Here is an 11,954-nt window from a genome sequence, read left to right on the forward strand (position 1 = left end):
ACCTAAAATGTTGAAAGGCGAACTAGTGAGGGTGGTGTGACGACGTGCACACGTTCGACGTCACACTCCGCAGACTACCGCTCACAGACCGAAGCGACGCTGGAGGTCCCCCAGCTGTCCGGGAAGACGTGGTGCGCCGCCCGGCTGCCCCTGGTGACCGGGGGTGCCGGCGCCGGGTACCCCCGGCTCGTTCGGGACGGCGCCCGCCGCGTGCTCCGCCAGCAGTGCCTCGCTGGACTGGAGCAGTACCGTACCGGCGCCCACGAACTCGAACTGGTGCTCCTCGCCGGAGGCCCCGCCGAGCCCTGTCATCGCACGTAGGCCGCCCAGCAGGCCCGTCATGTAGGCGTGGTCGTAGTGGTGGCAGGGGGAGGGGCAGTCGGCCCAGCCGACCAGGGCCTGCGGGTCGACCCGGATGGGGGGTTCCATGAACACCACGGGGCCGTTCGACGCGGCCACGAACTTGCCCGTGCCGATCAGCGTCAGAAAGCCCGGCACGATCGACTGCTTGAGCGCGAGAGTTGGCTGAAAAGCGAGGAGGTTGCCCGAGCGAATGGTCAGGTTGCCCTCCTCCAGGTCGAAGGAATTCACATCGAACGCCCGGTCGGCGAGGAGCATCTTGCCCGAGCCGGACGCCACCACCCAGTCGCTCGCGTGCAACGGCGAATGGAACGACGTGCGCACGAGCCGGTCGAGGCGGCCGTGCCCGATGCCGTTGAACTCCATCGAGCCGTAGTAGGCGATCATCTTGCCCTTCTGCAGGAACCACTCGCTCCCCTTGAGCTCCACGCAGAAGGTGTACGCGTTCACGTTGTCGTCGGCCGGCAGGGACGCCGGGTCGTGGATGACGGGGCCCGTGCCCGGATAGGTGGTCACAGCTTCTCCTCCGACGCCTGCACGTACACCGCGCCGCTGCCGCTCAGCTCCAGCTGGAAGGCCTCGCCCGAGCCGCGGCCCACCAGATCGCGCAGACCGAGCGCGCTGGACAGTTTGTTGCGTACCTCCCCGTGGTGGGCGACGTACGCCTGGGGGTCGACGTGCACCGGGCGCTGCGGGCTGATCGGGACCTCGATGACCCCGCCGTGCGCCATGACGGCGACCGAGCCGTGGCCCTTGAGGGTCGTGGTGAAGAGGCCCTGCCCCGTCACCTGGCCGCGCACCATGCCCATGACGCCGCCCTGCGAGCCCATGAACATCGTGCCCTGCTGGAGGGTGCCGTCGAAGGCCAGGAGCCGGTCCGCCTCCACGTACAGGGTGTCGCCCGTGAGGCTGATCACCTGGATGTGGTGGCCGCCGTGCCCGAACAGGACCGTGCCGGAGCCCTCCACGGTCATCAGGGGCGTCGCCTCGCCCGCGACGCGGCGGCCCAGCATCGACGCGATGCCTCCCTGGCCGCCCTGCACGTTGGGGGTGAAGGACACCTCGCCCCGGTAGGCGAGCATCGCGCCGCGCTGGCTGAACAGCCGCTGCCCCGGCGTCACGGTGGCCTCGATCATCTTCGAGTTGATCTCGCGGAAGGCCATGTCACACGTCTCCCGCGATCGAGTTGCGCTCACTGGGCTGGACGTAGACGACTCCGTCGCCCTCGAAGCGGATCTGGAACGCCTCGCCGCCGCCCTCGCCCATGAACGTACGGAACGTCACGCCGGACTGGAAGGACTGCCGCAGATTGCCCTGATGCGCGATGTACGCGCCCGGGTCGACGGTGAGCGGGTACTGCGAGCTGACCCGCAGCACCACCGCCGGGCCGTCCGACATGATCGCCGCCTGGCCGTGGCCCTCGATCGTCGTGGTGAACAGGCCGTTGCCCTGCGAGGCGCCTCTGAGCCCCGTGAAGGACGTGCCCGTGCGCAGCCCCGAGCCGGTCGCGAGCAGGTTGCTCGACTCGACGAAGAGCTTGTCGCCCTGGAGGTTCACGAGGTTGATCTCACTGGCCCGGTCGGCGAACCAGCACGTCCCCTGGCCCTTCACCTCCATGAGGGTCATCTGCTCGCCGGTGATCCGGCGCGTCACCATGCCGCGGATGCCCTCGCCGCCGCCGCTGAGTTTCTTGAAGGCCATCTGACCGTCGTACGCGACCATGGAGCCGTTCTTCGCCTTCACGGCGTCCCCGGTCATGTCGACGGCCAGCACCTTGCTGCCTTGAAGTCGGAACATCGCCACGCAGTGAAGGTAGCGGGCGGAAAGTCCCACCAACAGGTCCTAAGGGTGGAGAACGACCCGGACCGCTCCCCTAAGGGGTCCCGACCCCCGGACCGGGGGGCCGCCGTCGCAATGCCACAATGGGCGGGAGTTTGTGCTCCCATTCACAAAGCGTCTGATCCCCATCGAAGGTGACCCGTGGACATCAAGACCGCCTCCGCCCTCCGTCGTCTCCGACTGGTCTCCGCTCCGGAGGCCGTCTCGTTCCTGCTGCTGCTCGTCTGCTCGGTGCTGAAGCGGACCACGGACTTCAACGCGGTGCCGGTGATGGGCATGGTGCACGGCGTCCTGTTCGTCCTGTACGTGATCTTCTGGGCCGACGCCTGGAACCGCGCGAAGTGGGGGCCGGGGACAGCGGCGCTCTACTTCGTCCTCTCCGTGCTGCCGACCGGCGGGTTCTTCGCCGAGCGCAAGCTCAAGCGGGAGGCCGAGAGCGCGGTCATCGCGTCCCGCGCGCGCAACGACGGGATCGTGAACGCATGATCGTCGCCTTCTCCGTGACGCCTCTGGGGGTCGGCGAGGACGTGGGGGAGTACGTGGCCGACGCGGTGCGTGTCGTGCGCGAGTCGGGGCTGCCGAACCGCACGGACGCGATGTTCACCTCCGTGGAGGGGGAGTGGGACGAGGTCATGGACGTCGTGCGGCGGGCCGTGGCCGCGGTGGAGGCGCGGGCGCCTCGGGTGTCGCTCGTCCTGAAGGCCGACATCCGTCCCGGGGTGACCGACGGGCTCACGTCCAAGGTGGACACGGTGGAGCGCCACCTGTCCGCTTGACGCGGTGTGTAACTGTCGACCGGTGGGGGCCGGCCGCGCGACAAAAGACTGCGCAGTTCCCCGCGCCCCTGAGAGCGCGAGCCCGCGCCGGCCCCCGCGAGCCCCCGGGTTTTCAGGGGCGCGGGGAACTGCGCGCTCAGCCCCTGCCGGGCCGCACTCGACTGCCTGACCGCCGGGGGCACTCGTACCCGTGTGGACCCTCTCCGTTCGACGCGGTGTGGCTGTCGGCCGATTGGCCCCGGCCGCGCGACAGAAGACTGCGCCGGTCCCCGTGAGCCCCCGGGTTTTTGGGGCGCGGGGAACTGCGCGCTCAGCCCCCGCCGGGCCGCACTCGACCGTCTGGCCGCCGGGGGCACTCGTATCCGTGTGGACCCTCTCCGTTCGACGCGGTGTGGCTGTCGGCCGGTTGGCCCCGGCCGCGCGACAGAAGACTGCGCCGGTCCCCGTGAGCCCCCGGGTTTTTGGGGCGCGGGGAACTGCGCGCTCAGCCCCTGCCGGGCCGCACTCGACCGTCTGGCCGCCGGGGGCACTCGTACCCGTGTGGACCCTCTCCGTTCGACGCGGTGTGGCTGTCGGCCGATTGGCCCCGGCCGCGCGACAGAAGACTGCGCCGGTCCCCGTGAGCCCCCGGGTTTTTGGGGCGCGGGGAACTGCGCGCTCAGCCCCCGCCGGGCCGCACTCGACCGTCTGGCCGCCGGGGGCACTCGTGCCCGTGTGGACCCTCTCCGTTCGATGCGGTGTGTGGCTGTCGGCCGGTTGGGGGCTGGCCGCGTGACAGAAGACTGCGCCGGGCCGCCGTGAGCCCCCGGGTTTTCAGGGGCGCGGGGAACTGCGCGCTCAGCCCCCGCCGGGCCGCACTCGACTGCCTGACCGCCGGGGGCACCCGTACCCGTGTGGACCCTCTCCGTTCGACAGGCTGACTGAAAGCCACTTTTGTGTGGGTATCGGCTAGTTCGATCACTGGAGGGCGATGTGCGGCCGGAGGGCTACGACTACGACACCCACAGCAGGCTGGCCGGACCGCTCACCGAGCCGTCCGGCTCGGCCTACCGGGTGCAGTACACCAAGCTCCTGTCGAGCGAGCCCCACCGAACAAGAGCCGTCCTGCTCATGACGCTCGCCCCGCTGCTCACGGGGCTGCTCCTGGTCTACCTGGTGTGGCCCACCCACTGGGTGTCCCGCGAGGGCGGCGCCCGCTGGCTGGTCGGGCTCGACGTCACGATGCTCGTGGCGATCGGTCTGATCGAGCTGTTCATGGTCGTCAACGTGGTCTCCATCGCCCACGCGACGATGGTCGCCAGGGACCCGGTCCCCGTCACCCCCGAGAGCGGCACCCGCGTCGCGTTCCTGACCACGTACGTCGCCGGCAAGGAACCCCTCTCGATGGTCCGCGGCACCCTCGAGGGTGCCGTCCGGCTCACCCACCCGGGCCCGCTGGACGTCTGGCTCCTCGACGAGGGCGACGACGCGCAGGCCAAGGCCCTGTGCGAAGAGCTCGGCGTACGCCACTTCACCCGGCACGGCGTCCCCGAGTGGAACAGGGCCAAGGGCGTCCACAAGACCCGTACCAAGCACGGCAACTACAACGCGTGGATCGCGATGCACGGCGGCGAGTACGACTACTTCGCCTCCGTCGACACGGACCACGTCCCGCACCCGGACTTCCTGGCCCGGATGATGGGCTTCTTCCGCGACCCGGACGTCGCCTTCGTCGTCGGCCCGCAGGTGTACGGCAACTACACCGCCCCCGTCACCAAGGCGGCCGAGTCCCAGCAGTTCCTCTTCCACGCCCTGATCCAGCGCGCCGGAAACCGCTACCGCGCGCCCATGTTCGTCGGCACCAACAACGTCGTGCGGATCGCCGCCGTCAAGCAGATCGGTGGCCTGTACGACTCCATCACCGAGGACATGGCCACCGGCTTCGAGCTGCACCGGCACAAGAACCCCAGGACCGGCCACCACTGGCAGTCCGTCTACACCCCCGACGTACTCGCCGTCGGTGAGGGCCCGGCCTCCTGGACGGACTTCTTCACCCAGCAGCTGCGCTGGTCGCGCGGCACCTACGAGACGCTGTTCAAGCAGTACTGGAAGGCGCCGTTCACCATGCCGCCCGGCCGGCTCTTCTCGTACACCCTGATGCTCGTCTACTACCCGATGACGGCCGTCAACTGGCTGCTCGGCATCCTCAGCTGCGTCCTGTTCCTGTGGTTCGGCGCGTCCGGCACCCAGGTCTCCGCCTCCGTGTGGCTGATGCTCTACAGCGACGCCGCCGCGCTCCAGGTCGGCCTCTACCTGTGGAACCGGCGCCACAACGTCTCCCCGCACGAGCCGGAGGGCTCCGGCGGTCTCGCGGGCATGGCGATGTCGGCGCTCTCCGCACCGATCTACCTCAAGTCCCTGGGTGCGGCCGTGATCCGTCGCCCCAGCCGCTTCGTCGTCACCCCCAAGGGCGGCGACACCAGCCCCGACCGCGTACTGACCTTCCGTATCCACCTCTTCTGGGCGGCGGTCCTGTCGGCCTCACTGATCGCGTCGTTCGTGCTGGACCACACCCACGCGGCCATGCGGACCTGGGCGGTGCTCGCGCTGGTTGTCTCCCTCTCCCCGGTGGCCGTCTGGTACGGCACCCGCAGCCGGGCGCGCCGGGCGGACCGCCGCGTCGCGCCCGCCGTCCGGATCACCGAGGCGGAACCCGCCCCGGCGCTCACCGGCGGTTCGATCCCGAGCGGCTCGATGCCCGGTGACCCGATCGCCGGCGGTTCGCTCTCCGGCGGTTCCCTCACGGCGGGTTCGATGGCCAGTGGTTCGATCACCGGCGGGACGGTCTCCAGCAGCACGTCAGGAGGTAACTAGGCCATGGCCCACCGGCCCTCGAAGAAGACCCAGAGACGGTTGCTCGGCGCCGGCGGCATCGCGCTGCTCGCCGGACTCAACGCCCCGGCCGCCATCGGCTTCGGCTCGGAGCAGTACTACGAGTACAAGATCGCCCAGCCCGGCTACAAGGCGAAGTACGGCTCCTGGAAACAACTGAACATCCCCGAGGAGTTCCGCACCAACGCCATCCACGCGGCGCTCCTGCACACCGGCAAGGTGCTCATCGTCGCGGGCTCCGGCAACGAACAGAAGAAGTTCGACAAGGGCTCCTTCGACACCGTCCTGTGGGACCCGAGGACCGACACCTTCAAGAAGATCCCCACGCCGGACGACTTCTTCTGCGCCGGGCACGCCCAACTGCCCAGCGGCCGCATGCTCGTGGCCGGCGGCACGGCCCGCTACGAACTGCTCCCGGGCGAGGTCGAGCGGGCCGGCGGCGGCATGCGCGTGAAGAACGAGAACCCGGACAAGCCGATCGTCCTGAAGAAGGGCACCCGCTTCCGCTCGCCCGGCGGCGTCGAGTACGTCAGCAAGTTCGACGTCACCGTCCCCAAGGCCGAGCGCACCCAGAAGATCACCTACAACAAGGCCGGCGTCATGCAGCCGTGGAAGACGAAGGTCAAGGCGAGCGAGGCCCGCGTCTTCGTCGAGGCCACCAAGGACGGCCCGGTCGCGGTCACGGACAAGCAGGCCCAGTACGAGGTCCTCGGCCTCAAGGGCAAGGACGCGGACAACACGTACGGCCTCTCCGAGAAGATCACCCTGGACAAGCAGGACTTCCAGGGGATCAAGGCCGCCTACGAGTTCGACCCCACGGCGGAGAAGTACGTCCCCGTCGAGCCGATGGACAAGGCCCGCTGGTACCCGACGCTCGTCGGGCTCCAGGACGGGCGGGTGCTCGCGGTCTCCGGGCTCGACGACGTCGGCGCGATCGACCCCGGCGACAACGAGATCTACGACCCGAAGACCAAGAAGTGGACCCCCGGCCCGCACCGCTACTTCCCCACCTACCCGGCGCTCTTCCTCACCAAGGGCGGCAAGCTCTTCTACCCCGCCTCGAACGCCGGTTACGGCCCCGACGACCAGGGCCGTGAACCGGGCCTGTGGGACCTGAAGACCAACAAGTTCCAGAAGGTGCCAGGACTCACCGACCAGGACGAGACGGAGACCTCGGCCTCGCTCCTGCTGCCGCCCGCCCAGGACCAGAAGGTGATGATCCTCGGCGGCGGAGGCGTCGGAGAGTCGGACAAGTCGACCTCGCGCACGGCCGTCGTCGACCTCAAGAAGGAGAACCCCGCCTTCGAGGACGGCCCCGACCTGCCGCAGGGCACCCGCTACCTGAACAGCGTGATCATGCCGGACGACTCGGTGTTCACGTCCAACGGATCGAAGGACTACCGCGGGCGCGGCGCCAGCAACATCCACAAGGCGCAGTTCTACGACCCGAAGTCCAACACCTTCCGCTCGGCCGCCTCGCCCCGGGTCGGCCGCAACTACCACTCCGAGGCGCTCCTGCTGCCCGACGGCCGCATCGCCACCTTCGGCTCCGACCCGCTCTTCGACGACCAGCAGAACACCAAGCTCGGTCACTTCGAGCAGCGCATGGAGATCTTCACGCCGCCCGCCCTGCACAAGAACGGCAAGAGCCGCCCCGTGCTCGGGGACGGCCCGCAGGAGGTGGACGGCCGGGGCCGCGCGACCTTCGCCACCCGGCACCCGGACCGGATCGTGAACGCCCGGCTGATGCGGCCCAGCGCGGTCACGCACACGACGGACGTCGAACAGCGGTCCATCGCGCTGGGGCTCACCAGGACCGAGGACTCGGTGACCGTGGCCGTACCGAAGGACCGGACGCTGGTGCCGCCCGGCTGGTACATGCTGTTCGTGACGGACAGCGACGGGACCCCGTCCGAGGCGAAGTGGGTCCAGGTGACCTGAGGCGACGGGCCGCGCGCTCCCGGGAGGGCTGCTAGGCCTTGGAGTTGCGGGCCAGCCCCAGGGCGTAGTCCGCCCACCACTGCCCCGCCGGGGGGCCTCCCCGGCACTGCCCGTCCGACTCCCCGGGCCGCTTGATCCACAGGTACGCGTCCACGAGCGGGTCACCGGTCTCCGTGGTGGGCGGGGTGCCGAGGGCCCGGCCCGGCGGATTGCACCAGACCTGGGAACGGTCGCCGGACAGCGGCCCGTTGCCGTTGCGGCTGGTGTCCACGACGAAGTGCTTGCCGCCGAGGGCCTGGGAGAGGTGGTGGCCGTAGCGTGTGGTGGCCTTGTCCGTCTGGAAGTTGGAGACGTTCAGGGCGAAGCCGTCGGCGTTCGCGACGCCCGCCCGGACGAGGGGTTCGACGAGCTTGGCCGGCTCCTGGATCCAGGCCGGGTTGCCCGCGTCCAGGTACACCCTCGTACGCGGCTGCCGCTTCAGCCGCACGATCGCCTCGGAGAGCAACTGCTCGCGCTCCGCGTGGTACTGGCCGGGGGTGCACCCGTCGACCACGTGTGCGACCGCGTCGGGCTCCAGCACGACCAGCGCGTCGCTGTCGCCCAGCGTCCCCGCGAACCGCTCGATCCAGTTCCGGTAGGCGTTCGCGTCGGGCGCCCCGCCCGCCGAGTGCTGACCGCAGTCGCGGTGCGGGATGTCGTACGCGACGAACACGGCCGTCCGCTTCTCCCGCGCCGCCGCCCCGGTCGCCGCCCTGATCTGCGGCTCGGGGTCGTCGCCCGCCGGCCACAGCGCCACCGGCCGGTCCGCGATGCGCCTGAGCAGCCGGGCGTCGTCACCGCGCCCCTCCCGCTCCCAGGTTTGGACCTGCTGGGCCGCGGGGCTCGCCGGGTCGATCCAGAACGGGGAACCGGCGGCGGGGCTCGCCGGAGCGCTGGTCTCGCGCACCAGGGCGGTCCTGTCGACCTCGGACGGGGACGAACAGCCTGTCGCGAGTCCGAGCGCGGCGAGCGCCACGAGGGTACGGGTACGGGTCGGCCGGAACATCCTGCCCCCTTGGGTGAAGGTGACGGTCAGTGAGTTTTCCGGCCATCGTGACATAAGGGAACTATCGACCGCGGGCACGACACCGAGAGCCACCGGCCCTCGGACGGGCCCCGGCCGACAGGAGCTAGCCGCCCGAGGCCAGCGCGATGCCGAGTGGCGTCCTCTCGTACAGCACCTGGTGTCCGTAGCGGTGCGAGACGAGCAGGCCCGCGTCGCGCAGCGTCGACAGGTGCGCGGAGACGGACGAGGGCGCCAGGTCCAGCCGGTGGGCGAGGGCCGTGGTGGCGGACGGTTCCTCCAGCGCGGCCAGTACGGCGGCCCGGCCGCGGCCGAGGAGCCGTACGAGGGCTTCGGGGGTCCGGCTCGACGGCTCGGCCCACAGGCCGCCGATGCCCCGGGCGGGGTAGACCAGCGTCGGCTGCCAGGGCGGGTCGAAGCCGCTCACCACGTCCGGCCAGGTGAAGGCACTGGGCATCAGGACCAGCCCCCGGCCGCCCAGTTCGCGTACGTGCTCGCCCTTCGAGTCGACCGTGAGCCGCCCCCCGTCCCAGGCGACCCGCCGGTCGAGGCCGGGGAGCAGCCCGGCGAGCCCCACCTCGGCGAGGCGGCGCGAGTGGAAGGCGATGTCCGCCTCCAGCAGGGCCCGGAGCCTGGGCCAGACGGGCTCCACCAGGGCGTGCCAGGCCGCCTCCATCGTGTCCGCAAGCTCCGCCACGGCCCACCCCGGGTCGGCGAGCAGCCTCCGGCCGAGCGGGGACTCGGCGGCGCCGGGAGTGTCCGCGAGGGACTGCGCGAGCTCGGCGCGCACGACCTCGGGACCGGTGGCGCGCACGGCCGCGATCTCCTCCTCGAACGTGGCCGCGGGCCCGATCGGAGGCGGCATCAGGCAGTCCGGGCTGTTCCCGTGGTGCGGCATGAGCAGCCACAGGGGCTCCAGGTCAAGGGCCGCCGCCGCGGTACGGATGCGGCGCAGCCACGCGGAGTGGTAGCCCTGCCGCGCCGGGCGCCGCAGGGTGCGGACCGCCTCGTGGGTCTCCCACAGCGGGGACAGCGCGAAGCGGCAGTTGAGAAGGTCTTCCTCCCCGAAGTGGAGATGGAACGGCATCGGGCCTCCCGGCGCGGCGAAGATTCGGCCTGTGCCGAAACTCTATGGCGATCGACGTGCGCACGTGACGCTGCTGCCCATGCCACAAGAAACACAGACCGTGACGACGGAGCCCGAGCCCTCCGTCGGCGTCGACGCGCCGGGGAACGGAAGCGGATACCGCAGGGTCTTCGCCGTCAGGGAGTTCCGCTTCGTCTTCGCCGCGTACGCCCTGTCCCTGCTGGGCGTCGTCGTCAGCGAGATCGCACTGACCGTCCTCGTGTACGAGTTGACGGGATCGCCGCTGCTCAGCGCCCTGGCCTTCGCGCTGGGCTTTCTGCCCTACCTGGTCGGCGGGACGCTGCTGTCCGGCGTGGCCGACCGGTTCCCGGCGCGGCGGGTGCTCGTCGTGTGCGACCTCCTGTGCGCCGGATGCGCGGCGCTGATGGCCCTGCCGACCACGCCCGTACTCGCGCTGCTCGCGCTGCGGTGCGCCATCGCGGCCGTCTCACCGGTGTTCAGCGGTACGCGGATGGCCACGCTGACCCAGATCCTCGGGGACGGCGACCTGTTCGTGCTCGGCCGCTCCCTGCTGCGCATCGTGTCGCAGAGCGCCGTGCTCGTGGGCTTCGGACTCGGCGGCGTCCTGCTGATCGTCGTACCGCCGCGCGGGGCGCTCGTCATCACCCTGGGCACCTTCCTCGCCTCCGCGCTGCTCCTGCGGGTGGGCACCCGGCGCAGGCCCGCCAAGGCCGGCGGCGGATCGCTGATGCGGTACTCGCTCTCCGGCGCCCGGCAGGTCCTCGGCGACCGCCGGATCCGGGCGCTGCTCCTCCTGCTGTGGGTACCGCCGATGTTCGTCGTCGCGCCGGAGGCCCTCGCGGCGGCGTACGCGGACGAGATCGGGGTCGGCACGGCCTGGATCGGGCTGCTGATGTGCACGATGCCCATCGGCACGATCGCGGGGGAGCTGTACGCGGGGGCCGCCCTGTCCCCGGTGGCCCGCTCGCGCATCGTGCTGCCCCTCGCGGGCTGCGGGCTGCTGCCGCTGCTCGCCTACCCGTTCCGCCCGGACCTCGGCTGGATCCTGCTCGCGCTGGTGCTCGCCGGTGCGGCGGGGGCGTACAGCCTGGGCCTCGACCGCTGGTTCGTGGACGCCGTGCCCGAGGAACTGCGCGGGCGGGCCATGACCGTGCACACGGCCGGGCTGATGACCATCCAGGGCGTGGGCATGGCGCTGGCCGGCGCGGCTGCCGAGTTCTGGGCGGTCAGCACGGTCGTGGGCGGCGTCGGTGTGCTCGGCACGCTGTGCTGTCTCCTGTTGGCGCTGGAGGTGCGGCGCACCGGGAGGACCGCGGAGACGGAGGTGGTGGAGGTGGCGAAGGTGGCACAAGAGGCGTGAGGGAGGCGGGTCGGGCAGAAGGTGAGGTAGGTGAGGAAGGGGATGAATACCGATGGGCGAGACGGGGCTGACCACGATATGACCGGCCGGTAGGGTCTTTGCCGTGTCGAAGCCGCTCAGCCTTGCCTTTGATCCCATCGCCCGAGCCGACGAACTCTGGAAGCAGCGCTGGGGGTCCGTGCCGTCCATGGGCGCGATCACCTCGATCATGCGCGCGCACCAGATCCTCCTCGCCGAGGTCGACGCGGTCGTCAAACCGTACGGACTCACGTTCGCCCGGTACGAGGCCCTGGTGCTGCTCACCTTCTCCAAGGAGGGGGAGCTGCCGATGTCCAAGATCGGCGAGCGCCTGATGGTCCATCCGACGTCCGTGACGAACACCGTGGACCGGCTCGTGCGGTCCGGACTCGTCGACAAGCGGCCCAACCCCAACGACGGACGCGGCACCCTCGCCTCGATCACCGAGAAGGGCCGCGAGGCCTGCGACGCGGCGACCCGCGACCTGATGGCGATGGAGTTCGGGCTCGGGGCGTACGACGCCGAGGAGTGCCAGGAGATCTTCGCGATGCTGCGGCCGCTGCGGGTCGCCGCGCGGGACTTCGACGAGGAGTGACGCGGAGCGAAAGCGAAGGGGGA

At 70.6% G+C, this 11,954-nt stretch carries 11 protein-coding genes; 6 read left to right on the plus strand and 5 right to left on the minus strand.

Translation table 11 applies throughout. The annotated features are described in order from the left end of the window. Window positions 1–81: 81 nt before the first annotated feature. Genes ACLVWQ_RS09300 through ACLVWQ_RS09310 form a run of 3 tightly spaced genes read right to left on the minus strand, consistent with a single transcriptional unit; the run spans window position 82 to window position 2,157 of the window. Window positions 82–876 carry an AIM24 family protein gene (locus ACLVWQ_RS09300; protein WP_414107755.1) on the minus strand — a complete coding sequence of 265 codons (795 nt, stop codon included), beginning with the start codon at window positions 874–876 and terminating at the stop codon, window positions 82–84. Further along, a complete protein-coding gene (locus tag ACLVWQ_RS09305; RefSeq protein ID WP_414107756.1) occupies window positions 873–1,523 on the minus strand; it encodes an AIM24 family protein in 651 nt (216 codons plus the stop codon). The genes ACLVWQ_RS09300 and ACLVWQ_RS09305 overlap by 4 nt, the downstream gene beginning before the upstream one ends. 1 nt (window position 1,524) lies before the next feature. Beyond that, window positions 1,525–2,157 (minus strand): AIM24 family protein, encoded by a 633-nt coding sequence (locus ACLVWQ_RS09310; RefSeq protein ID WP_414107757.1) that lies wholly within the window; start codon window positions 2,155–2,157, stop codon window positions 1,525–1,527. A gap of 183 nt (window positions 2,158–2,340) precedes the next feature. Here ACLVWQ_RS09310 and ACLVWQ_RS09315 point away from each other — a divergent pair, with 183 nt between their 5' ends. The 4 genes from ACLVWQ_RS09315 (at window position 2,341) to ACLVWQ_RS09330 (ending at window position 7,787) form a co-directional block, all read left to right on the plus strand. Continuing rightward, window positions 2,341–2,685: a DUF3817 domain-containing protein gene (locus tag ACLVWQ_RS09315; RefSeq protein ID WP_414107759.1), complete on the plus strand. Its 345-nt coding sequence runs from the start codon at window positions 2,341–2,343 to the stop codon at window positions 2,683–2,685. Then, entirely contained in the window at window positions 2,682–2,975 is a 294-nt protein-coding gene (locus tag ACLVWQ_RS09320; RefSeq protein WP_414107760.1) for an MTH1187 family thiamine-binding protein, read from the plus strand. The genes ACLVWQ_RS09315 and ACLVWQ_RS09320 overlap by 4 nt, the downstream gene beginning before the upstream one ends. Before the next feature lie 972 nt (window positions 2,976–3,947). After that, window positions 3,948–5,828, plus strand: a complete 1,881-nt coding sequence (locus ACLVWQ_RS09325; protein ID WP_414107762.1) for a glycosyltransferase family 2 protein — start codon at window positions 3,948–3,950, stop codon at window positions 5,826–5,828. A gap of 3 nt (window positions 5,829–5,831) precedes the next feature. After that, complete coding sequence (locus ACLVWQ_RS09330) at window positions 5,832–7,787, plus strand: galactose oxidase-like domain-containing protein (protein ID WP_414107763.1); 1,956 nt, start codon at window positions 5,832–5,834, stop codon at window positions 7,785–7,787. Window positions 7,788–7,818: 31 nt separating this feature from the next. On the opposite strand, the gene ACLVWQ_RS09335 is transcribed toward ACLVWQ_RS09330, so the two are convergent. Together ACLVWQ_RS09335 and ACLVWQ_RS09340 are read right to left on the minus strand one after the other, a co-directional pair. Further along, the gene (locus tag ACLVWQ_RS09335) at window positions 7,819–8,832 is read right to left on the minus strand and encodes a glycoside hydrolase family 6 protein (RefSeq protein WP_414107764.1); all 1,014 of its coding nucleotides are present in this window, start codon (window positions 8,830–8,832) and stop codon (window positions 7,819–7,821) included. Window positions 8,833–8,956: 124 nt separating this feature from the next. Continuing rightward, complete coding sequence (locus tag ACLVWQ_RS09340) at window positions 8,957–9,937, minus strand: DUF5937 family protein (RefSeq protein WP_414107765.1); 981 nt, start codon at window positions 9,935–9,937, stop codon at window positions 8,957–8,959. A 79-nt stretch (window positions 9,938–10,016) separates the two neighbouring features. Between ACLVWQ_RS09340 and ACLVWQ_RS09345 the strand changes: the two genes are divergently transcribed. Both ACLVWQ_RS09345 and ACLVWQ_RS09350 read left to right on the plus strand, forming a co-directional pair. After that, window positions 10,017–11,318, plus strand: a complete 1,302-nt coding sequence (locus ACLVWQ_RS09345; RefSeq protein ID WP_414107767.1) for an MFS transporter — start codon at window positions 10,017–10,019, stop codon at window positions 11,316–11,318. Window positions 11,319–11,421: 103 nt separating this feature from the next. Beyond that, window positions 11,422–11,931: a MarR family winged helix-turn-helix transcriptional regulator gene (locus tag ACLVWQ_RS09350; RefSeq protein ID WP_414107768.1), complete on the plus strand. Its 510-nt coding sequence runs from the start codon at window positions 11,422–11,424 to the stop codon at window positions 11,929–11,931. The last annotated feature ends 23 nt before the right edge of the window (window positions 11,932–11,954 follow it).

This window comes from Streptomyces sp. CWNU-52B (genome assembly GCF_047444975.1).
In the GTDB taxonomy this organism is placed as follows: Bacteria; Actinomycetota; Actinomycetes; order Streptomycetales; family Streptomycetaceae; genus Streptomyces.